Below are 22,670 nucleotides of genomic sequence, written 5' to 3'. Positions count from 1 at the left end.
ATCTTGCTGCACGCCGTACCTGCCCTGGTCCGGGACGGCGATCGGGGTCACTGACGTACCGGCCTCTCGGCTCAATGTCTCGCCTCATCCCCCCTTCTCTGACTACGCCCGGTGAGGTGCTGACGACGGAGCGGAGAGCCGTTCGCCAGCCACTACTCTTAGAGCCCTGTGTCACCCCATATACGGAAGTGGAGTCCGGCTGTGGCCGAGCGGGAAGCGACCGAGCAGCTGTCTCTGCTGCCAGACGCGACAAGGGCGCTCACACTCAGTGAGCTGGAGTCGCATCTACTCGGTGCCGCCCATCTCCTGCGGGGGCTGGTAGACCAAGCGGACTTCAAGAGCTACATCTTCCCGCTGCTCTTCTACAAGCGCCTGTGCGATGTCTACAGCGAGGAGTTCGACGACGCTCTCGCGCATTCCGACGGGGACCGCGACTTCGCGGCCAAGGCTGATCAGCATCGTTTCGTCATCCCGGAAGGCCATCGCTGGGATGATGTCGTAGCGGCGCCCGATGAGAAGCTCGGCCGTGCCCTCACGGACGCGCTCCGCGCGATCGAGAAGGCCAATCCGGACACCCTCGACGGCATCTTCGGTGACACGCCGTGGACCAACCGTGACCGCATCCCGCCCCACGTGCTGCGGGCACTTCTTGACCACTTCTCCGCACGCTTCCTCGGCGATGCGCATGCTGACGCCGATCTACTCGGTCAGGCGTACGAGTACCTGATCAAGAAGTTCGCGGACCTGTCCAACAAGAAGGCCGGCGAGTTCTACACGCCGCGCGCCGTGGTCGAGCTGCTGGTGAACATCCTCGCCCCGGAGCCGGGCGAGACGGTGTACGACCCGGCGTGTGGCACCGGTGGCATGCTGATCGAGGTCACCCACCACTTCGCCCGGAAGGGAGTGGCTCCCCAACTGCTGTGGGGCAGGGTCTTCGGCCAGGAGAAGAACCTCACGACCTCGGGCATCGCCCGCATGAACCTCATTCTGCACGGGATCGAGGACTTCCAGGTGGCGCGTGGAGACACCTTGCGCGACCCACGGTTCTTCGCGGACGGGGGTCTGCGGACGTTTGACTGCGTGATCGCGAATCCGCCGTTCTCGCTGGCCGCATGGGGCGAGAAAGAATGGGCCAGGGACCCTTATGGACGTGGTGAGACCGGGGTGCCGCCGCGCAGCACGGCTGACTGGGCATGGGTCCAGCACATGCTCGCCTCGATGCGGCCCGGCACCGGTAGAGCGGTTGTCGTCCTGCCGCAGGGCATTCTCTTCCGGGACGGCACCGAAGCCAGAATCCGCGAAAAGATCATCAAATCGGACGCGATCGAGGCCGTCATCGGACTGGGGGAACGCCTTTTCTACGGCGCCCAGCTGGCCGCTTGTGTCCTCGTGCTGCGCGCGCAGAAACCGGAGGAGCGACGACGGAAGATCCTCTTTATCGATGCCTCCGACCAGCTGCGCAAGGGGCGCAATCAGAACATGCTGGAGGCCGAGCACACCTCCCGCATCCACGGCTGGTACCGCTCCTTCGCGGACATCGAGGGGCGCAGCCGAGTAGTGGACCTCCCGGAGATCGAGAGGAACGGCGGCAGCCTCAACATCCCGCTGTACGTCGGGAAGGACCGCGCGGCCGAGTTGCCGCCACTGAGCGAGGCCGTCGCGGCCCTGGAAAGCGCCTTGACGGACGCGGCGGTGGCCGAGAATGAACTACGCGGCCTACTCAAGGAATGGAGACTCCTCGGATGAGCGGCGCCAGGAGCGCGGCGGATGTCCTGCCCGGTACGGATGTGGCAGCGGGGCAGTTGGACCAGCGGGCGCTGGAGAACTACCTATGGGGAGCTGCTGTCCGGCTGCGAGGGCTCATCGACGCGGGCGACTACAAGCAGTTCATCTTCCCGCTGCTCTTCTTCAAGCGGATCTGTGACGTGCACGACGAGGAGCGCGAGCAGGCCCTGGCCGTGTACGACGGGGACACGGAGCTTGCGGCGAAGGAGGAGAACTACCAGTTCCAGATCCCCGACGGTCACCACTGGGCAGACGTCCGGGAAGCCCGTTCCGGGCTCGGCTCAGCGCTCGCCCAGGCCATGAAGGCGATCGAGAAGGCCAACCCGGATCAGCTCTCGGGGGTCTTCGGTGATGCGCAGTGGACGAACACCGAGCGACTCTCTGACGCCACGCTTCGTGATCTGTTGGAGCATTTCTCCACCCAGGTACTCTCCCTGACTCGGGTTCCCGAGGACGAGCTCGGCCGAGGCTACGAGTACCTGATTAAGAAGTTCGCCGACGACTCCGGTCACACGGCCCAGGAGTTCTACACCAACCGGACACTGGTGCGGCTCATGACCCGGATGCTGGAACCGGAGCCCGGAGAGACGGTTTACGACCCCACCTGCGGCACGGGCGGCATGCTGGTCACTGCGGCAGCCGAGCTAAAGCAGCAGGGGAAGGACCATCGGCAACTCCAACTGTACGGGCAGGAGTTCAACGTGATGACCTCCTCGATCGCCCGCATGAACCTCTACTTGCACGGCATCGAGAACTTCCGCATTGAGCGCGGGGACACACTCGCCGAACCACTCTTCTTCGAAGGCGATCAGCTGCGTCGCTTCGACGTGGTACTCGCCAACCCTCCGTATTCGATCAAGCAGTGGAACCGCCCGCTCTTCGCCAAGGATCCCTACCAGCGCAACATGTGGGGCGTGCCTCCCCAGGGAAGAGCGGACTACGCGTTCTTCCAGCACATCGCCGCCTCACTCGCCCCTCAGACGGGCCGGTGCGCCATCCTCTTCCCCCATGGCGTGCTCTTCCGGGAGGAGGAGCGGGCCATGCGGGAGAAGCTGATCGAATCCGATCTCCTGGAGTGTGTGCTGGGACTGGGTCCCGGACTCTTCTACAACTCTCCGATGGAGGCGTGCGTGGTGGTGCTACGCACCCAGAAGCGGCCGGGCCGGGAGGGGAAGGTCCTCTTCATCAACGCGGCGCACTTGTTCGAGCGGGTGCGAGGCCAGTCGTTCCTGAGCGAGGAGCACATCGCGGAGATTCTGGCCGCGTACCGCGAGTGCCAGAACATCGACGGCTTTTCGCGGGACATGGACAGAGACACACTGCTTAGCAGAGGAGCCGACCTCGCAATAAGCCGCATCGTCGGTGCCCCGTCATCAGACGGCGCAAGTCACGGAGAGGTGCCCCTGCGGCAGGCGCTTGAGGAATGGGACGTACACACCGGCGACAAGACTCGTCACGTGACCCAGCTGATCACAAAGCTGAAGGGAGGGGAATGAACATGCAGCAAGAGGCTTGGCGCACGGTGCGATTCGGATCGCTGGTCCGGCAGGTGAAGGAAACGACAGATCCGATGGCAGATGGATTGGAGCGATTTGTAGCCGGTGAGCACATGGACTCCCGGCAGCTACACATCAGCCGTTGGGGAGAAGTGAAGGGGAGCTCCCTCGGACCTGCGTTCCACCGCAGGTTCCGTCCCGGTCAGGTACTCTACGGGTCCCGGCGGACATATCTTCGCAAAGTATCCTACGCGGAATTCGACGGTGTATGCGCGAACACGACATTCGTGGTGGAAAGCGCAGAGCCGGGTGAGCTCCTCCCCGACTTTCTACCCTTTGTGATGACGGCGGACCCTTTCCACCGGCACTCCGAGTCCTGGTCACGGGGATCGGTGAACCCCTATGTGAACTGGCCTGATATCGCGAAGTACGAGTTCCCTCTTCCGCCGCTGTCCGCACAGCGGCGGATCGCTGACCTCTTGTGGTCGTTCGAGCGCGCCGCGCGGGCGAAGGCGGCCGCTCTGGAGGCCGCCCAGCAGGCAGAGCTTGCGGCGCTGGCGGAGCTGTACGACGAGCCGGAGTGGCCAGTGCGACGGGTGGACGAGGCGGGAGAAGTGCAGCTAGGTATGAAGCGTGAGCCCAAGGTGCACGAGGGTACGGACCTGCGTCCTTATCTCCGCGTAGCGAATGTCGGGGATGACGAGCTGTTTCTAGACGACGTGCTGGAGATGAACTTTCCTCCCACCGCTTTTGCCAAGTACGCGCTGCGGCCGAAGGACGTGCTGCTTAACGAAGGGCAGAGCCTTGAGTACGTAGGCCGGGCAGCGATGTACCGCGGGGAGATCGATGATTGTTGTTTCCAGATGACGCTGCTGCGCTTCCGCGCGGGCAGTGACGTGCTGCCGGAGTTCGCTCTCGGTTGGTTCCGCCGCTGTCAGCGCCTTGGGGCATTCGCCCGGGTCGCCAAGCGCACCACCTCCATGGCCCACCTCCCCGCCGGCCTCCTCTCAGCACAGCCGATCCCCGTCCCGCCGCTCTCCGTCCAGCGGCGTGTCGTAGAGCGGCTCGAAGCCGCTCGCGAACTGCGCACCACCCTCAGCGAGGACCTCACCCAGACGCGTAACCTGATGCAACGCACACTGAACGTGCTGTTGCAGGGCCCAGACGCCTCAGCAGACGCGGCGACGGCGGCATAGGCCGGCACGGCAGCGGGTGGATCATGGGGCGAGGGACGACTGACGGTGAGTGAGGGGCGGGGGATGTTCAAGGAGAAGGACACGGTCCAGGCGTTCGTAACTGACCGACTCACCGCCCTTCCGGATCTCGCGTGGGTCCGTCGGTGGGCGCAGCTGGACCGGACTGATCAGGATGTCCTCGTCGAGCCCGAGGTGCGCGACGCGTTGGTCCGTCTCAACCCGGCCATCTCCGCTGACCCCGAGCTCGCCGACGAGGTGCTCTACCGGCTCACCGGGCTGATCCGTTCGGCACGTGGTGAAGGCGTGGTCAAGGCTAACGAGGACTTCCGGTCCTGGTTGCTCGGAGAGCGCACAATGCCCTTCGGGCAGGACCACGAGCATGTCACTGTCCATCTGGTCGACTTCGACGATCCCACCCGCAACCGCTACCACCTCAGCACGGAAGTCACGTTCTGCCGCGGTGCGACCCGGCGCCGTTTCGACCACGTGCTGTGGGTCAACGGGATTCCTTTGGTTGTGGGTGAGGCGAAATCCGCAACACGCTCGGGCATCACCTGGGCTGACGGGGCGCTCCAGGTTGATGGCTACCAGAACGACGTACCGGAGTTCTTCGTCCCTAATGCCTTGTGTTTTGCCACCGATGGGCGGGACCTGCGCTACGGAAGCCTCGGGCTGCCGCTTGACCTGTGGAGCCCGTGGTGGTCCCCGGGGCTGCGCGGGGAGCATCCCGATTCCGGGCCCGAGTACCTACGCCAAGCCGTCGACGGTCTGCTGAATCCGACGACAGTTCTCGACATCATCCGGAACTTCACGGTCTACAGCACTGATGACCGTCACCGGAAGATCAAGAACATCTGCCGCTACCAGCAGTACGAGGCCGGCAGGCGGATGGCCGACCGTGCCGCTGCCGCAGTGCACAACGCGGACGCGCCGCGGAAGGGTCTGGTGTGGCACTTCCAGGGCTCCGGCAAATCCCTGCTGATGGTGTTCACGGCTCAGGCGCTGCGCACCGACCCGCGCACCGGGGCTCCCACGGTGCTGATAGTCGTGGACCGGCTGGATCTCGATACTCAGATCACCTCCACCTTCGGCGCCTCGGACATCCCGAACGTGGTCACGGCGGGCTCCGGCGATGATCTCGGGGAAATGCTCGCGACAGGCCAGCGGAAGATCATCGTCACCACTGTGCACAAGTTCAAGAATCTGGACCGGATCTTGTCCGCACGCCGTGACATCGTCTGCCTGGTCGATGAGGCACACCGCACCCAGGACCGGGATCTGGGGCAGAAGATGCGCCAGGCTCTGCCCGGTGCGGTTTTCTTCGGTCTGACCGGCACCCCTATTAATCGAAGCGACGTCAATACTTTCAGGACGTTCGGCTGCGAGGAGGACGAAGGCCGCTACCTCTCGCGGTACACCCAGGCCGACTCCCTTCGCGACGGGACCACACTCCCGCTGCACTTCGAACCGCGTGACGCGCGTTTCCGGATCGACGGCGAGGTCCTCGACGCCGAGTTCGAGAAACTCGCAGAGCGACTTTCCCCTCGTGAGAAGGCCGCCATGGCCAACCGTGCCGCGCGCATGGGGGCGCTGATCAAGGCTCCCGAGCGCATTCGCATGGTGTGTGAGGACATCGCGCGGCACTTCCGGGAGAAGGTGGAGCCCGAGGGCTTCAAGGCACAGGTCGTTGTCTTCGATCAGGAGGCATGTGTCCTTTACAAGGAGCACCTGGACGCGCTGCTGGGACCGGAGACCAGCGAGGTCGTCATGTCCACCCAGGGGCAGTCGAAGGAAATCCAGGAGCGTTTCGGGAGAGATAAGGACGAAGAGGCGGCACTGCTGGATCGCTTCCGTGACCCGGAAGACCCGCTGAAGATCCTTGTCGTGACGGCCAAGCTGCTCACCGGCTTCGACGCCCCGATCGCCCAGACGATGTACCTGGACAAGGTCATGCGCGACCACACCCTCCTCCAGGCCGTCTGCCGGGTGAACCGCCCCTACCGGCGTCCGGGCAGCGAACAGCCGAAGTCGCACGGTTTGATCGTGGATTACCTCGGTGTTTTCGCCCGCCTCGGACAGGCGATGCGCTTCGACGAGCGAGCCGTCGAGCGTGCGGTGACCAACATCGAGGGGCTGTGGGAAGAGTTCCCCGGGGCCCTGCGCGCGTGCGTGAACTTCTTCCCGGGGGTGGATCGTGCCGAGGACGGCTACGAAGCGCTGTTCGCGGCGCAGGACAAGCTGCCCGATGCCGGGACCCGACAGGCGTTCGCGGAGGCGTTCGCCCGGCTGGCCCGGTTGTGGGAAGCACTAGCCCCGGACCCGCGGCTGAGCCAGCACGTTGACGACTACCGCTGGCTTGCGAAGGTTCACCAGTCCGTGCGCCCCAGTCATGCCACAAGCCCTTTGCTGTGGCGGGTGCTCGGTCCCAAGACGCGTGAGTTGGTCAACGCCCACATCCACACGGACGTGCCACCCGAACCGCTGGAGACGCTCGTCATCGATGCCAGGATGGCCGAATATCTACAGAGCGTCCCTGAGCGGGGTATCCGGCAGCTTCAGCCCCGGCTTCAGGACCGGCTCGGCAAGCGCCGTGGTGAGCCGCGCTTCGACTCCTTGGCGCAGAAGCTGGAGCGGCTGCGTGAGCAGTACGAGGCTGGTCAGCTGGTGAGCCGGGAGTATCTCTACCAGCTGCTGGACCTCGCAGAGCAAACGGCGCGGGCAGAGGCTGAGGAGAAGCAGCAGGACCCCAGGGAACAAGGCAAGTACGCTCTCACCCGACTGTTCGAGTCATCCCGCCCCGAGGGCACACCCATAGCGGTCACGAAGCTCGTCGAGGAGATCGACAGCATCGTCGAGGCGGTGCGGTTCCCGGGGTGGCAGCACACCGCGGGCGGCGAGCGCGAGGTGAAGAAGGCGCTGCGCCGCACGCTTGTCCGCTACCAGCTACAGCGGGACGAAGAGCTGTTCCAGAAGGCGTACGACTACATCCGGCAGTACTACTGAGGCGGCCCTCGGACCATGACCCACCGGATGTCAGTGCTCGGCCCTATCGTGCCATCAGGTACGGGCTTCAACCGCGCCCGCCAGGCCACCACCCATCCCAGGCGTGAGAGGAGGCGACCGTCATGACCCCGGCTCACGACCTGCGTGCGTCAGCGACGCGGCCCACTGTCGTGACCGTGCGCGAGGCGCTCGCCCAGCTCCGCGACGGAAGGCTGCGCCAAGCGTCAGAGCCGTCCATCAGCGCAGAGTGGTCGGATCACCACAAGCACGTGCTCCTCGACTCCGTCCTGCGCGGCTGGCCCATCGGCACACTGCTCGTCGCCCGTGAGACGGACGGATCAAGAGTCTTGCTGGACGGACAACGACGCCTGGCGGCACTCGAGGAGTTCGTGCGCGGCGACCTGCTGCTCGACGGCAAACTCACACCCCCGGCCCGCGAGCTGCGAGAATCCGACGGTAAGACATATGGCGCTCTGCCCCAGGGGCTGCGCACCGCGATCGACGACTATCCGCTCGTGCTCTTGGAGCTCAACGAGCTGCCCCCCGCAGAGTTGCGTACGGCGGTGCTGCGCCTCAATCCTCAAGGCGGGCTGACCGAAGCGGGACGCATGCTCGTTGAGTCGGGCTCGTTCGGCGAGCAGGTCCGGGTCCTCGTGGCCGCCGCGGCCGACTGGGGCATGAGCGAGGAGCGCATTGGCTTCGGGAACGTTGGTCTGGCCTACGAGGACGTGATCAGCAGGGTATTGGTCGCTGTGGAAGCAGGCAGCGTCCAGGCCGCTGCGGTCGGCAGCGAGCAGCTGAACAATCGGCTGCGCTCTGCTGATGGAGTGGCCGAGGACACTCGAGACGAGGTGGCTGACGCTCTCAAGGGATTGCTGTCACTACCTGCACTCGACATGCCGGCAGTTCGCTTCACCAAACCGACTCTGCTGACGTGGACGCTGGTAATGGTCCATGCTCGGCGTGCCTTCGGGGCTGGCGCCGAGCACCATCTTGGGTATCTCCTTGAATGGCTGGAGCCCGAGCGCCGGAAGCGAGCTGCCGAACTCGGGCCGGGAGCAGCTCCTCCACTCAGGTCCGCTTTCCGTGAGCTGCCCTATGCTGCGTTGCTCGAGCGGTTCAACGAGGTAGCTGCGGTGGGCGCGCACACACCTGAGTCGACGGTGCTGCGGGACGCCATCGGCTGGCTCTTCCTTGTGGCGACAGGCGGCGCCCCGTCGCGCCGGCTCTCCCCCGTGCCTGACGTGCTGCGCATGTACGCGGCGCTGACCCGCGCCGGAGACGCACCGTTCACTGAGGACAGGATCGACCAAGTGCTGTGGGAAGACGGTGCCCTGAAGTCCTGGGGAGAGTGGCGTTGAGCCGGGACACAGAGGATGAGGAGGTCCTCCGCCGGGCCCAGATCAAGAATCATTACCGCCAACTGGCCAGTGGCCAAGTGCGTTCACCGCTGCGCAGGGTCGAGATCGACGGGCATGCGCACCTCGGCTCGCTGGTTGCTGAGATGGCGCCGGGTATCACACTCCTGTGTGGGGTCAGCGGCGCGGGCAAGACGCAATTCCTTCGAACACTTGCACGTCATCTGCGGCGTGAGGCTTCGTTGGACGGCGTACCACAACCCACTGCCGTGCGACTGATGGGCCAGTCCAGGCACCAGAAGAGCGATCGCAATAGACCGGTGACAGGCGACGTGGAACTGGCCGAGGCCAAGGCCCCCTGTGTGTACGTCGACACCGCACGGGAGTGCTTCGACGTACTGGCCCAAGTGAGCCGAGTGCCGGCACACGAACTTGAAAGCGAACGTGCCACAGCCGAGAAGGCTCCCCGCAGTGCTTGGTTCGACCAGGCTCTCAGCAGCATCATGGGGCGCCCCTACGACCTGGTCACTCACCAGGAGTTGGATCGCCGTTCCCCCACCTCCGGCGAGGCACCCACGTGGTTCTATTACGAGCTCGGGCGCCACGGCGACACCTACGGTCCTGAACAGATGAGTCTGGGTGAACTCGCCGCCTGTGTCATCCTGCGCGCCCTGCGCGGAGTGGCACGCGGGAGCATTGTCCTGCTGGACGAACCCGAGAACTTTCTCTCACCCCGTGCCCGCGAACGGCTGCTCGACATCATCGTCGCCCGTGCGGTCAAGATGGAGCTGTCAGTCGTCCTCGCCTCGCACTCGCCAGAGTTCGCGTATCTCTTGCCGAGTACCTCGCTGCGCACACTGGAGCGCGGGGTAGGCGGCACCGCCCAGGCGACCATCTCGGCAGGTGCCATTCCTGCTCAAGTCAGCCGGAAGCTGGGCATGGCTCCGCGGGCGGAGGCAGTGCTGCTGGTCGAGGACCGCTTCGCGCGGATGATGCTGGAGGAGCTGCTCCGCTGTCATCTGCCGGAGCTGGCCCCGCATCTGTGTGTGCAGGATGTGCGTGGCGCCGACACCGCCGTAACCATCGCCCGTGTCCTCGGTCCGACCGGACCGACTGTGCCGTTTCTCGGTGTACTGGACGGAGACACACGCTCGGAGCCAAGTCGCCAGGGAGAGTGGCTGGAGTACCTGCCGGGCAACCACGACCCCGAGGCAGTCGTCATGCAGATACTCCAGACACGCATGGGGGCAGCGGCAAAGGAAGTCGGCGTGACAGAGGATGTCCTGGGGCGTGCTCTCGAAGAAGCGCACGTGTGTAATATCCACGATCAGCCTGCCATCGTGAGTGAACACACGGGCGTGGACGAGGGGCGGCTGATCTCCTTCGCGGTGCGCAGACTGCGCTCTGTGCCGGATCTTCGCAAGGACACTGATCGACTCATAGAGCGGATTCGTACGCTTGTGACTACTGCGCCGTGAGAGAGATCCGCCTTTCTCGTCCTGACCGTATGCGCGGTGTCGGACTGGAGCCACCTCGCTCCTGGCGGTTGGTGAGTAGATCGCCAACTCGCTGCCCCGGGTGCCGGGCCGGCTCGACGTGAGCCCTGATCCGGTGCTGCCGCAGCAGCGCGTCCCGACCGAGACAACGGTCTACCCACCGCTCACCCATGCCGACGGTGGGCTGGGCAGTGTCCGGCTGGCTCAGCGACCGTCGACCTGTGCGGCCCCGACTGCGCGGTCTGTCCGTGGATGGCACGGGCAACCGGAAGCCGCTGCGCGCACAGGCACCTGAATAGGATCCACCCGTGGCCTTCATCGTGACACTCAGCGCACAAGAACTCGACGCGAATCTAGGCAAGTTCAGAATGGAGCAGAGGCTGACCAAGTCCCGCCCCAAAAGCCTGAACATCGATGCAGCACTTGATGGGCCGCCCATCGCGCTCTTGATCGGCGATGCACCTCCCCAGCCAGGCCAGGACCGATCACGGTGGCTCGCGTGGATAGGCATCGTTGCTCGCCACGGCACAGTAGGAGCAGTCGACAAGAGCATCACCGTCGATCCACTCAGGGAGTGCGCGCAAGCTGTTCCCCTGGACGGCCCTGACGGTATCCTGCGCCACGTACCAGTACCTCTGCGCCAGGAATTCGACAGCGCTTCACTGCCGGGCACCGTGGGGGCTTGCAGCAACGCCGTATGGCAATCGCTGGAGAGTGCGCTCCGCACAGCACGCCCCGGGCTCGGCCCCCTGCTTGACTGGCTGATCGCCCAAGCCGACCCACCTGTCTTCGGAAGCAGTCCGGCCGACCAGTCGTGGCAGGAGCAGCGCGATGCAACAGGAAGCCTGCTTCGCATCGCCGATTTTCCGCTCTCCGCCCTCGCCGCGTGGCGACGGCCGCCGTCAGAAGACGCTCCGTACACCGCTGGGCTGATTCCGGAGCCCGTGGAACACAGTCTCATTGACTACGACGTCCGCGTCGCCGGTGAGGCATTCGGGATGTTCAGTGAATGGCAACAAGGCACTGGGGTCCGGTGCGACATTCACGTGCTCCATGACGCATCGGGAAGACGACTCGAAGTGGTCAACGTCAACGCCACGCCGGTGGAATCGCGCCTGGGCACCGATATGCTCTATTTTCACGAGCCCACAAAGAGTTTCGTCTTCGTCCAGTACAAACGGCTCGATCCTGACACTCGCTCGATCTACGTAGACGAGCGTCTGAGGCGTCAGCTCGATCGGCTCGAAGAAACCGCCAGGTTGAGCAGAACTCCGACACAGCCGAGCGAATGGCGGCTCAGCAATGAGCCCTGTTTTCTGAAGCTTGCCTATTGGCCAAGGAATGCCGATAAACGTCCGACACAGGATCTCGCGCCGGGCATGTATCTGCCCGTCTCGTATGTACGGCTCCTCCTCGAGGACGACTGCACTCGCGGCAAGCGAGCGAACAGCACGGCCCGGATCCTCGGCTACGGCCAAGTCGAACGACATCTTACAAGTACCCAGTTCATCGACCTCGTCAAGCACGGCCTTGCCGGAACCGTCGGCACCACAAGGGAGCAGCTGCACGCACTGGTCAAGCAACGCGTGAACGCCGGCCACAGCGTCGTGATGGCCACGGAATCCAGCGAGGAGTCGGTCCGAGCCCGACAAGCCCGCATTCGGGACCGAGGCGCCAAGCGCAGGACCTACCTCCACCGCGCCTACAAACAGAAAGCTCAAGAGCCTCGCAGTGAGTGACAGGGCGCACACAGGCGAAATTGGACCATAAGGGGCATTTCATTTTCACGGGACATACGCGGGATCGCACCGCTGACGCCATGTCAGGTATCGCGCTGACCTGCGGAAACGCCTGGGAACTGTCCGGCCTCCGGAGCCGTGTGCGCAGGTTCGAATCCTGCCGGGGGCACTCGCCTAGCAACCACGAAGTTTTGTGGCTGACCAGGGCGGATGCCGACTTGAGAATGCGGGAGTCAGTCTCACTGACTCCCGCTTTTTCGTACTGTCGCTCACTGTTCGCGACACACCCCCGACACAAGCGTCGGACCGTGTCGCTCTTCTCCTCCAGCGCTTTAGCAATCTTCGCGTTGGCCGCTTCCTCGTGCCCGTCGATACAGCCGTGGTACCGGCGGTGGATCACCTCCGCCGAGTTGCCGACCCGGGGGGCCACTTCGGCCGATCGGGACGCCGGCGTTCAGCCATCGCGTGATGCAGGCGTGCCGCAGGTCGTACGGGCGCCCGGCCGACGGAGACTCGACGCGGTCCGGTGGCGGCGCGTACTCCCGCGCTTCCTCCTACACGCGCCAGTAGGTGGACGAGCCGACCACTCCCCCGTGCTCGTTACCAAAGACGCGCCCTTCCTTGGCTCTTCCGAACCTCTGCAGATGCTCCTGGAGGATCGCGACCTGGACGGGCGGGACGGGGACCGGACGGTCGGTGGAAGCCTCGCAGGCTTTGAGGCCGCGGCGATCGTGCCGCTCACCGGAGTCGGTCCACTCCGTGCCGGAGACGAGGCGCGTCTCCCGCAGCGTGAGAGTGCCCCAGCCTGTTCCGGCGGGTCCTGTCCGCGTTCGCGGGCACGATGCCCCATTGAAATGCCCGCCGCAGGTATTTGTCCCTGGGGACACTGTCCTCCTGCTTCACCAAGGCCACTGCTACGGCCGCGAGGCCGTCTGCCATGCCCTCGCGGGTCTTGGCTGTGCTCGTGCGCCACCGGCCGGCCCCTGTCGGCGAGCGCGGACGTGGTGAACGTGCCGCCATGCACCTGGCCACCGACCACCCAACGCAGACGGTAGGGACGAGACTTCCGGCCGGTCTTGGTGAACTTCCACAGCTTGATGTCGAAGGAGTACCCCTGGCGGGCCGATCCGCGGGACCGTCCGGCCGGAGTACCGCTGAACTACTGACCGTGGCCGGAGTGCACGTGACATCCCGTCGAGCGAGTCACGTCCCGGCTACCGAGCGCCGAGGAGAGGGAACTCTTCCGCGGTCCAGCACCTGTGCTGGCCGTAGAACGGAGCGATGCGCGCGACAGCAACCTCGGAAGCAGTGAGCACCTCGGTGAGCGGGAGAGCCTGCGCCTCGGAGCAAGACTCCGCCGACCCGCCATACGGGACGACGCTGTTCGCCCCCATGTTCCGAGAGCTGGCGAGGGTGAATGTCAACACCGCCGGGCATCGGAGACAGCCACGTTGACCTCCCGCACGTTACAACAGGCGTTGCGCCGCGCATTCGCCAACACACTTCGGTGGAACACAGGAGAGGCCTCAATGGCGACCACCCGCCCCGCCGGGAACGTGTCGCCAGGTCCGAGCCGCCGACTAAGCCAGCACGACACGTGAGGCTCCCACGCCCCGAACATGTAGATGTACCGCAGGGTGAGATCTCGCGTGTCAACAGCAACGTCCGTCCTGAACCGGGTCCGCGCGATACGCCGCTGGGGCCGATCACGGAGGTAGGAGTTGAGACACTTAGCGGCCAGCCAGGCCTTCCCCAGCGAGCCGGGACCACGCCGTACGTACTAACGACCTGCTGAGAACAGCAACCCTGCGGCACAGTTGCTCATCCGACACCTACCCAACTGGGTCCCGAGTGGCCTCTGGTGCTCCCTGACCAGCCCCGTCTCCCACCCTTCGATGGCTAAGGGGCCGAACAGCCCTGTCCTCCTGCTCCAGGGGGCAGGCCCAGCGTGCCCGTGGTCTCCGACGTCAGCCGACCGAAGGCTGCGGGGTGGCCGTAGCCTTCGTTCCGCCAGCGTCTGGTCCGCGTTCCTCCAAACCTTGCCGGGCGGGAGGCCGAGCCCTGGTCGGCTGAACATCGGGCCTTGAAGGGCTGGCCGGCCTGTGGGGTCCAGGCGTCTTAGGGGGTTTGGCCTGAGAACGATCGGCCTGAGGGGAGTGTGTCGCTGACCCTTTTGCGGACGGGGTAACAGACTGAGCGCCGCCGTCATGTCCGTTGTCGAATACGACTGCAATCCACTTGGCCCGCTTAGGCGGGTTATCCATCTGCCAGTGAACGTGCCATCGGCCACCCTCTCCGACATCTGCCATGGGGGATACCAACCAGGCAGCAGGCGTGGAGGCAGTACGCTTCCACTTACCCTTTTCAACTGAGCTGTTGATCATTCCAGAGGAAGGGCGGCCATCAGAATCCGGGTTGGCCGCCACCACATAAACACCCCAAAGCTTTGGGAGCCCTGTAACACGCCCAAAGAAATCCAGCTCCTTGGCAGGGGGAGACGAGCTCTTCTCAGTCCAGGAGGTAAAACTCAGCGATAAGCTCTCGGTCGGGACGAAGGGCATCTCCCCAGGACTGGAGGAGTGCCCCGAGGCACTGCGGGTACCCGTCGGTTCAGACTTTGACGGACCACTGTCGCCCGGAGCAGCGATCAGAGCCGCGATGACAGCGCCGACCAGAGTCACAAGTGCGGCCGCCAGCGTCTGCCATCGATACAAGCGTCCCGGGTTGCTGCCGTCCTCGCCCACTCGTCCCCCCGATCCGTGCGGCAGACGCAGGGTCCCTCCGTTCCGGACGCCGTGCAGACCTCTTCACGGCTCTCTCACGACCTCTGACCAAATCTCGCCAATCCATCCCAAGGCCACTGAAACAGTGGAGAGCAGTGGGATCAGGACGAACTTCCCAACCCTGTCTACTCGCGCGCGGCTCCTGGCCGTCTTCCATCAAGAGGCGCACCCGCTATGCCGGACCAACCGGATGCCGGGTCTTTTGTTGTTGTCGGCATCTTTTGGTGGTGCCCGGGGTAGGGTGCGTTCCCCTAGGGGCAGGTGTGATCCCGGAGTGGTCGCGGGGCTGCCAAGTTTTTCTGCAACACGCCTACTTGACGGTTACTCAGGGAAGCGGAGCGGATGAGATTTCGGCGGGGGGCGGGTCAGGGGCTCGATCTGCATCAGGCGCGGGACGATCTGCCGTTGCGGGCCGTGCTGGAGGACGCCGTCATGGGGCGGTGGGAAGGGCCGCGGGATCTCATCCGGGCCACCGGCGACGACTGGGACCGGCGGATCTTCCGGCTGCAGGTGCTGGCGCGGGCCGGGGCGGGGCTGCGGTTCGCCGACACGTGGGCGCGGGCCGAGCCGGGTTCCGGGGACGCCCTGGCGCTCCTCGCACACGTGCAGGCCGTGCGGTCGGTGATCAGCGGCGCCGGTGCCGGGCGGGCCGAGATGGAGCGGGCCTGGACGACCTGTCTGGCAGCCGCCGAGGCCGTGCCGGGCGACCCCTCCCCGTGGGTGGTGATGCTCGCCCTGATCCGGGTCCACGCCCCCGGCCGGAACGTGCTGGAGCAGGTGTGGGGCGAGGTCGTGCGGCGGGACCCGTACAACCGCGAAGCCCACCACGAGCTGCTCACCTACCTCTTCGCCCGGAACCACGGCTCGGGGGCGGAGATGTTCCACTGGGCGCAGGAGCGGGCCGACACCGCGCCCCGGGGGCTGCCGCTCGCCGTGCTGCCGCTGGTCGCGCTCGCCGAGTCGCACCGGCACCGGATGGAGACCGACCCGGCCGGCTACGGCCTGAGCGTCCACCCCTGGATCGACTGCCCCCACCTCGACCCGGTGCTGGAGCGCTGGTGGCGGCACCGCGGGCCGCAGCGCCACGCCCAGTTCGCCGACGACGCCAACTACCTCGCCCACGCCCTGGCCTTCGCCGGGCGGCACGCCGAGGCGCACGAGGTGTTCGACGCCATCGGCCCGTACGCCTCCGAAGTGCCCTGGTCCTACTGCGGCAACGCCCGCGAGCTCTTCCTGCGGCACCGGAAGTGGGCCCTCCGGGCCGTCCGGGAGGGGCGGATCCCCCGGCACCGGGCCTCTCGGTTCTGACAGAACTCGCGGTTCTGACGTTCGCCGGGTCTTCCTCGCGTTCTTCCATCGGTCCGCCCGTTTCCCCCACACGCACATTCCCTGACCGTTCCCACGAGAAAGAGAAGCGCGTGCCACTCGATCTTCCCGGCGGTCCCGCCGCCCCCGGCAGCTCCGGCGTCTCCGACGAGGAGCGCCTGCGCCAGCTCGGCTACACGCAGGTCCTCGCCCGCCACATGTCCGGCTTCGCCAACTTCGCCGTCTCGTTCACGATCATCTCCATCCTCTCCGGCTGTATGACGCTGTACGGGTTCGGCATGAAGACGGGCGGGCCGGCGATGCTCACCTGGGGCTGGATCGGTGTCGGGGCGATGTCCCTGTTCGTGGGGCTGGCCATGGCGGAGGTGTGCTCCTCGTACCCGACCTCGGCCGGCCTGTACTTCTGGGCGCACCGGATGGCCCCGGAGCGCTCGCGGGCGGCGTGGGCGTGGTTCACCGGCTGGTTCAACGTGCTCGGGCAGGTCGCGGCGACCGCCGGGATCGACTTCGGCGCGGCCTCGTTCCTCAACGCCTACCTGGACCTGCAGTTCGGCTTCGCGGCGACGCCCGGCCACACGATCGCGCTGTTCGGCGCGGTGCTCCTGCTGCACGCCGTCCTGAACACGTTCGGCGTGCGGCTGGTGGCGTTCCTGAACTCCGTGAGCGTGTGGTGGCACCTGCTGGGCGTGCTGCTGATCGTCGGCGTGCTGGCGCTCGTGCCGGACCGGCACCAGTCGACGTCGTTCGTCTTCACGCACTTCGCGAACGACACCGGCTGGGGATCGGGCCTCTACGTCGGGCTGCTCTCGCTCCTCGTCGCGCAGTACACGTTCACCGGCTTCGACGCCTCGGCCCACATGACGGAGGAGACGAACGACGCGGCGGTCGCGGGGCCGCGCGGCATCGTCCGGTCGATCTGGGCGTCCTGGATCGCCGGCTTCGTCCTGCTGGCCGGCCTGACGTACGCGATCCAGGACTGGGACGGTACGGCCGGCACGGCGACCGGCGTCCCGCCCGCGCAGATCTTCCTGGACGCGATCGGGCCGGCCGGCGGGAAGCTGCTGCTGCTCGTGGTGATCGTCGCGCAGCTGTTCTGCGGCATGGCGTCCGTGACGGCCAACTCGCGCATGATCTACGCGTTCTCGCGCGACGGTGCCCTGCCCTTCTCCCGCGTCTGGCACCGGATCAACCCGCAGACGCGCACGCCCACCAACGCCGTCTGGCTGGCCGCCGCTGGCGCGTTCGCCCTGGGCCTGCCGTACCTCGTCAACTCCACGGCCTACGCCGCCGTGACCTCGATCGCCACGATCGGGCTCTACCTCGCCTACGCGGCGCCGACCCTGCTGCGGCTGCGTCAGGGCGACGCCTTCGAGCGCGGGCCCTGGCACCTGGGCCGCTGGTCGAAGCCGGTCGGCGTGGTGGCCATCGGCTGGGTCGCCCTGATCACCGTGCTGTTCATGCTGCCGCAGGCGAGCCCCGTCACGGCCGACACCTTCAACTACGCCCCCGTGGCGGTCGCCGCCGTCCTGGGGTTCGCCGGTGTGTGGTGGCTCGCCTCGGCCCGCAGGTGGTTCCTCGTGCCGGATCACCCGCGCAACGCCGCCTCCCTCCCGGAGCCCGCCGGGCCGTCCCCGGCGAGCGACGTCTTCCGCTGGTAGCCGGCACGGACGGGAAGCCGTGCGCTCAGATCTTCGGGTAGCTGAACTTGTAGCCCTGCTCCTTGAACCACGGCAGCAGCCGCTCCAGCGCCGCCACCGTCTGGCTGCGGTTGCCGCCGCCGTCGTGGAAGAGCACCGTCGGGCCCTCCTTCATGCCCTTCTTCACCGTCTCGACGATGCGGTCGGTGCCGGGGTTCTGCCAGTCGTGGGTGTCGACGTTCCAGCCGAGCGGGCGCATGCCGTGCGACGCGGCGACCTCCCTGCTGTACGGGGTGAACGCGCCGCCCGGCGCCCGGTAGTAGAGCACCCGGGCGCCGGGCCCGGCCGCCTTCTCGATCGCCTTCCGGGCGTCGAGGACCTGCTGTTCCTGGTACGACTCGGGGCGCTTGTCCATGGCTGTGTTGTGGTCGGCGGAGTGGTCGCAGAGCCGGTGGCCGGCCGCGGCGACCTTCTTCACGAGGTCAGGGTACTCCCGGGCCCGCGACCCGATGATGCAGAACGTGGCCTTCGCGTCGTACTTCCCGAGCAGGTCGAGGACCTTCACCGTCCAGCCGGGCTCGGGTCCGTCGTCGATCGTGAGGTTGACCGTTTTTCCTTGGTCCTCGCTGTCGTGGGTGATCTCGGCGGATACCCGCGCCGGCGGAGTCGCCGCGCCCGGGGACGCCGCGCCGGGGGACCTCCCCGCCTCCCCGTCACCCCTGCCCTTGCCGTTTTTTCCGCTGCTGCTGGGACCCGCGCTCGATCCCGGGTCCTCCGTGGCCATGGCCACGCAACCGGTTGTCGTGGCGAAGAGCGCCACTGTCGCCACTGCCGCCGCCGATACGGCGACGAGGTGCCGGTTCCTCCGAGCGGCCGGTCGTGCCATGAGCGTCCCCTCCCTCGGTGTGCACCCGAAGACGTCCATACCGAAAGGAAGGTTCCCAAGCGGGTCCGAAGAAGGACATCACCGCTCAGGAGCGGCAAGTTCCTTGCACACCCTCACACTTCGCGTGCCCCCGCAGGCCCTTCCGCCCCGTCCGCGCCCTGCGCGATCGCCTCGGCGACCTCCCCCTTGCGCGCGGCCTCCTCCGCCGCGAAGCGCCGGGCATCCAGCTCCTCGGCGATCTCCTCGTCCCGGGCCATGAGCTGGTCCAGGTTCGCGTCGCCCAGCTCCAGCACGCCCAGGTCGACGTACGCGCGCTGCAGCCGCTCGCCCCACAGCCCGATGTCCTTGACGCAGGGCACGATGCGCGAGAACAGCAACTGCCGGAAGACCCGCAGGTATTCGGACTCCTCGCTGATCCTTATGGCCTCGTCGCGGGGGATGCCGAAGTCGGTCAGCACCACCTCGCCCCGCAGCCGGTCGCGCATCAGATAGCAGCCTTCGATGACGAACTCCTCGCGCTCGCGCAGCTCGGCGCGCGACAGCCCGCGGTAGTAGTCGCGCAGCGCCATGCGGCCGAAGGCGACGTGCCGGGCCTCGTCCTGCATGACGTAGGCGAGGATCTGCTTGGGCAGCGGCTTGTCCGTGATGTCGCGCAGCATGCCGAAGGCGGCGAGGGCCAGGCCCTCGATGAGCACCTGCATGCCGAGGTAGGGCATGTCCCAGCGGGAGTCGCGCAGGGTGTCGCCCAGCAGGGCCTGCAGATTGTCGTCAATGGGATAGACCAGGCCGATCTTCTCGTGGAGGAAGCGGCCGTAGAGCTCGGCGTGGCGGGCCTCGTCCATGGTCTGGGTGGCGGAGTAGAACTTGGCGTCCAGGTCCGGCACGGACTCCACGATGCGGGCGGCGCAGACCATGGCGCCCTGTTCGCCGTGGAGGAACTGGCTGAACTGCCAGGCCGAGTAGTTGCGCCGGATCTCGCCCTTGTCCTTGTCGCTCATCCGGTCCCAGTACGGGGTGCCGTACAGGGGACTGGTCTCGTCGGGCAGGCCGAGCGGATCGTACGGATCTACGGGCAGGGACCAGTCGATGCGCTTCTCGGCATCCCACTGCTTGTCCTTGCCCTTTTGGTAGAGGGACAGCAGGCGGTCGCGCCCTTCGTCGTACTCCCAGCTGAAGCGGGCTGCGCCGGTGGCCGGCACCGCCCAGCCCGGGTCGCCGGGGTCGTGTGCGTAGAGGTTCCGCGTCGCCATCGACGTCTCCCGTCCTCCGCCGGACTCGCCGGACCGCCGGACCCACCGGACTCGCCCGGCTCCCCGGACCTCCGGTCTCACCGGCCCCACTGGCAGGCTCACACGCCGGTTACCGCCGGGTCAATGATCCTTCATCAACTCACCCGAAAGGATTGACGTGCTTGCTGACAAGCAGTCTCATAAGGGTGTGACCCCAAGTAACCCTGTAGTCAGCCACCTTCGGGACGCCCTCGGTCCGCTCAAGGACCGCGAGCAGGTCGCCCTCCGGCTGCTGGAGTCCTCCGCCAGACACTCGTTCGACCCGGACACGGAACTGGACTGGGACGCACCACTGGCGGACGGCAAGTGGTTCTGGCCGCCCGAACTGGTGTCCCTCTACGGCACGCCCCTGTGGCGCACGATGTCCGAGGAGCAGCGCATCGAGCTCTCCCGGCACGAGGCCGCCTCGCTCGCCTCGCTCGGCATCTGGTTCGAACTCATCCTGATGCAGCTGCTGGTCCGGCATGTCTACGACAAGCCCGCCACCAGCGCGCACGTCCGCTACGCGCTCACCGAGATCGCCGACGAGTGCCGGCACTCGAAGATGTTCGCCCGGCTGATCGAGCGGGGCGGCGCTCCCGCGTACCCCGTGTCCCCCCTGCACCACAACCTCGCGCGCATCCTCAAGACGGTGTCCACCACGCCCGGTTCGTTCGCCTGCACGCTGCTCGGCGAGGAGATCCTCGACTACATGCAGCGCCTCACCTTCCCCGACGAGCGCGTGCAGCCGCTGGTCCGCGGCGTGACCCGCATCCACGTCGTGGAAGAGGCGCGCCACGTCCGGTACGCGCGCGAGGAGCTGCGCCGCCAGATGGTGCGCTGCCCGCGCTGGGAGGCGTCCCTGACCCGGCTCAGCTGCGGCGAGGCGGCCCGGGTCTTCTCCGTCGCCTTCGTCAACCCGGCCGTCTACACGAACGTGGGCCTGGACCGGCGCGAGGCCGTCGCCCAGGTGCGGGCGAGCGGGCACCGGCGCGAGGTGATGCAGACCGGCGCCAAGCGGCTCACGGACTTCCTGGACGACATCGGCGTGCTGCGGGGAGCGGGCCGCCGCCTGTGGCGCAGCTCGGGCCTGCTGGCCTGAGCGCGCCCCCGCCGCCGGGCGGCGCACCGCCGCCCCACCGCGCCGGGGCCCGTCCCTACCGCCGGGACTCGTCCGTACCACCGCCCCACGCCAGGTCCGTACCACCGGCGCCCCGCACCGCCCCGTTACCCTGCCCTGCATGAACGGCAGCGGAACCGCCCCGGCAGCACCCACTCCGTCCGCCCGGCCCGCCTACCGCAGACTCAGCGTCGAGGAACGCCGCACCCAGCTGATCTCCGCCGCCCTCGTCCTCTTCGCGCACCACGCGCCCGAGGACGTCTCCCTGGACGACGTGGCGGCGGCCGCCAAGGTGTCGAGGCCGCTCGTGTACCGCTACTTCCCCGGGGGCAAGCCCCAGCTGTACGAGACGGCGCTGCGCAGCGCCGCCGACGACCTGGAGCTGTGCTTCGCCGAGCCGCAGACCGGTCCCCTCACGGGCCGCCTGGCCGCCGCCCTCGACCGCTACCTGGCCTTCGTCGACGAGCACGACGCGGGGTTCGGCGCGCTCCTGCAGGGCGGCAGCGTCGCCGAGACCTCCCGCACGGGCGCCATCGTGGACGGCGTGCGGCGGGCGGCCGCCGCGCAGATCCTCAAGCACCTGCAGGTGCCGGAGCCCGGGCCCCGGCTGCGCATGATGGTCCGCACGTGGATCACGGCCGTGGAGGCGGCGTCGCTGATCTGGCTGGACGAGGGCAAGCAGCCGCCGGTGGGCGAGCTGCGCGACTGGCTGGTCGACCACTTCGTGGCGCTCCTCGCGGCCACGGCGGCGAGCGACCCGCAGACGGCCGAGGTCACCCGTGCGGCGCTGGCCCTGGAGGGTGCGGACGGGCCCGTGGGGCGGCTGGCCCGGCAGGTCATTCCGGTGGTGTCGGACGCGGCGCACCTGCTCTGACCGGCTACGCACACCGGACCGCCGGGCGGGCGTGACGGAGACTGGGGGCGTGAGAAGCGAGAATACGCCCTTCGAGGGCGGCCCCCTGGACGGGCGCGTACTGCCGGTACTGCTGGGACACACCGGGCACCCGCCGAAGGTCTACGAGGTCCCGGTGCCGGACGCGGACGGCGGGGCGCCGACGGTCCTCGTCTACCACCGGGTCCAGGCGGGCACGACGCGCCGGCTGGGGCTGCACAAGGGCTGGAAGTACGTGTACGACCCGGAGGGGCGCCGTCCGGACCGCGGCCTGAAGTGGCCGTGGACCAAGAGCTGACGTGGCCGTGGACCAAGAGCTGACGTGGCCGTGGACCAAGAGCTGAGGTGGCCGTGGACCAGGAGCTGACGCCGCCGGAGCGCCGCCGCCGTGCGCAAGGGCGCCTCCCGGCCGCATCCGGGGCACGCCGGTGCCGCCGCGCCGCCGGCCGGGTGACGTCCCGGCAACCAAGGAGTGAGCGGGTTAGGCGGATTCGCCCACAGCACTCCCATAAATAGGACCACACGTGGCACGATCCTCCCTGGGCAAAACGATCACGCCCCACACCGGAGGTGAGCTCGTGTCAGGACGGTTCGCGCGTTCTGTCTGCACGGCGGCGCTGATGGCCGGCGCCGCGTCGCTCGCACTGCCCCCGATCCCGGCGGCGGCCGCCCCCGCCGCCGGGAT

14 protein-coding genes are annotated in these 22,670 nt (G+C 67.1%); 12 read left to right on the top strand and 2 right to left on the bottom strand.

The genetic code is table 11. The features are described 5' to 3' along the window. Positions 1-201: 201 nt before the first annotated feature. The 9 genes from ACSNOH_RS14400 to ACSNOH_RS14360 all read left to right on the top strand — a co-directional run bounded on the left by ACSNOH_RS14400 (position 202) and on the right by ACSNOH_RS14360 (position 17,840). The gene (locus ACSNOH_RS14400) at positions 202-1,746 is read left to right on the top strand and encodes a type I restriction-modification system subunit M (protein WP_436721699.1); all 1,545 of its coding nucleotides are present in this window, start codon (positions 202-204) and stop codon (positions 1,744-1,746) included. Further along, positions 1,743-3,281 (top strand): type I restriction-modification system subunit M, encoded by a 1,539-nt coding sequence (locus ACSNOH_RS14395; RefSeq protein WP_436721698.1) that lies wholly within the window; start codon positions 1,743-1,745, stop codon positions 3,279-3,281. The genes ACSNOH_RS14400 and ACSNOH_RS14395 overlap by 4 nt, the downstream gene beginning before the upstream one ends. Continuing rightward, a complete protein-coding gene (locus ACSNOH_RS14390; RefSeq protein WP_436721697.1) occupies positions 3,278-4,477 on the top strand; it encodes a restriction endonuclease subunit S in 1,200 nt (399 codons plus the stop codon). Before ACSNOH_RS14395 ends, ACSNOH_RS14390 begins: the two co-directional genes overlap by 4 nt. A 63-nt stretch (positions 4,478-4,540) precedes the next feature. After that, positions 4,541-7,480 (top strand): type I restriction endonuclease subunit R, encoded by a 2,940-nt coding sequence (locus ACSNOH_RS14385; RefSeq protein WP_436721696.1) that lies wholly within the window; start codon positions 4,541-4,543, stop codon positions 7,478-7,480. Between the two features lie 122 nt (positions 7,481-7,602). Then, positions 7,603-8,841: a DUF262 domain-containing protein gene (locus ACSNOH_RS14380; RefSeq protein WP_436721695.1), complete on the top strand. Its 1,239-nt coding sequence runs from the start codon at positions 7,603-7,605 to the stop codon at positions 8,839-8,841. Beyond that, positions 8,838-10,316 carry an AAA family ATPase gene (locus ACSNOH_RS14375; protein WP_436721694.1) on the top strand — a complete coding sequence of 493 codons (1,479 nt, stop codon included), beginning with the start codon at positions 8,838-8,840 and terminating at the stop codon, positions 10,314-10,316. Before ACSNOH_RS14380 ends, ACSNOH_RS14375 begins: the two co-directional genes overlap by 4 nt. 326 nt (positions 10,317-10,642) lie before the next feature. Next, positions 10,643-12,073, top strand: a complete 1,431-nt coding sequence (locus ACSNOH_RS14370; RefSeq protein WP_436721693.1) for a hypothetical protein — start codon at positions 10,643-10,645, stop codon at positions 12,071-12,073. Between the two features lie 3,125 nt (positions 12,074-15,198). After that, a complete protein-coding gene (locus tag ACSNOH_RS14365) occupies positions 15,199-16,164 on the top strand; it encodes a hypothetical protein (protein ID WP_436721692.1) in 966 nt (321 codons plus the stop codon). Between the two features lie 110 nt (positions 16,165-16,274). Then, positions 16,275-17,840: an amino acid permease gene (locus ACSNOH_RS14360; RefSeq protein ID WP_436721691.1), complete on the top strand. Its 1,566-nt coding sequence runs from the start codon at positions 16,275-16,277 to the stop codon at positions 17,838-17,840. A gap of 25 nt (positions 17,841-17,865) precedes the next feature. Here the strand turns inward: ACSNOH_RS14360 and ACSNOH_RS14355 are convergent, their stop codons facing one another. Both ACSNOH_RS14355 and ACSNOH_RS14350 read right to left on the bottom strand, forming a co-directional pair. Further along, complete coding sequence (locus ACSNOH_RS14355; RefSeq protein ID WP_436721690.1) at positions 17,866-18,705, bottom strand: polysaccharide deacetylase family protein; 840 nt, start codon at positions 18,703-18,705, stop codon at positions 17,866-17,868. A gap of 113 nt (positions 18,706-18,818) precedes the next feature. Further along, positions 18,819-19,955, bottom strand: coding sequence for a ferritin-like domain-containing protein (locus ACSNOH_RS14350; RefSeq protein ID WP_436721689.1), 1,137 nt, complete (start codon positions 19,953-19,955; stop codon positions 18,819-18,821). Between the two features lie 187 nt (positions 19,956-20,142). Here ACSNOH_RS14350 and ACSNOH_RS14345 point away from each other — a divergent pair, with 187 nt between their 5' ends. The 3 genes from ACSNOH_RS14345 to ACSNOH_RS14335 all read left to right on the top strand — a co-directional run bounded on the left by ACSNOH_RS14345 (position 20,143) and on the right by ACSNOH_RS14335 (position 22,283). Next, on the top strand, positions 20,143-21,075 hold the full coding sequence (locus ACSNOH_RS14345; RefSeq protein ID WP_436721688.1) for an AurF N-oxygenase family protein: 933 nt from the start codon (positions 20,143-20,145) through the stop codon (positions 21,073-21,075). Between the two features lie 139 nt (positions 21,076-21,214). Next, the gene (locus ACSNOH_RS14340) at positions 21,215-21,967 is read left to right on the top strand and encodes a TetR/AcrR family transcriptional regulator (RefSeq protein WP_436721687.1); all 753 of its coding nucleotides are present in this window, start codon (positions 21,215-21,217) and stop codon (positions 21,965-21,967) included. Positions 21,968-21,998: 31 nt separating this feature from the next. After that, positions 21,999-22,283: a hypothetical protein gene (locus ACSNOH_RS14335; protein WP_436721686.1), complete on the top strand. Its 285-nt coding sequence runs from the start codon at positions 21,999-22,001 to the stop codon at positions 22,281-22,283. Positions 22,284-22,670 lie beyond the last annotated feature (387 nt).

The organism is Streptomyces sp. URMC 127, assembly GCF_051386535.1.
Taxonomy (GTDB): Bacteria; Actinomycetota; Actinomycetes; order Streptomycetales; family Streptomycetaceae; genus Streptomyces.
Note: the sequence above shows the minus strand (reverse complement) of the source record. Positions and strands in the feature narration are given on the sequence as shown.

Excerpts from the sequence above, each read along its gene's own strand:
- ACSNOH_RS14395 (WP_436721698.1), top strand. The coding sequence starts at position 1,743 with ATGAGCGGCGCCAGGAGCGCGGCGGATGTCCTGCCCGGTACGGATGTG.
- ACSNOH_RS14390 (WP_436721697.1), top strand. The coding sequence starts at position 3,278 with ATGAACATGCAGCAAGAGGCTTGGCGCACGGTGCGATTCGGATCGCTG.
- ACSNOH_RS14385 (WP_436721696.1), top strand. The coding sequence starts at position 4,541 with ATGTTCAAGGAGAAGGACACGGTCCAGGCGTTCGTAACTGACCGACTC.
- ACSNOH_RS14380 (WP_436721695.1), top strand. The coding sequence starts at position 7,603 with ATGACCCCGGCTCACGACCTGCGTGCGTCAGCGACGCGGCCCACTGTC.
- ACSNOH_RS14365 (WP_436721692.1), top strand. The coding sequence starts at position 15,199 with ATGAGATTTCGGCGGGGGGCGGGTCAGGGGCTCGATCTGCATCAGGCG.
- ACSNOH_RS14355 (WP_436721690.1), bottom strand. The coding sequence starts at position 18,705 with ATGGCACGACCGGCCGCTCGGAGGAACCGGCACCTCGTCGCCGTATCG.
- ACSNOH_RS14350 (WP_436721689.1), bottom strand. The coding sequence starts at position 19,955 with ATGGCGACGCGGAACCTCTACGCACACGACCCCGGCGACCCGGGCTGG.
- ACSNOH_RS14340 (WP_436721687.1), top strand. The coding sequence starts at position 21,215 with ATGAACGGCAGCGGAACCGCCCCGGCAGCACCCACTCCGTCCGCCCGG.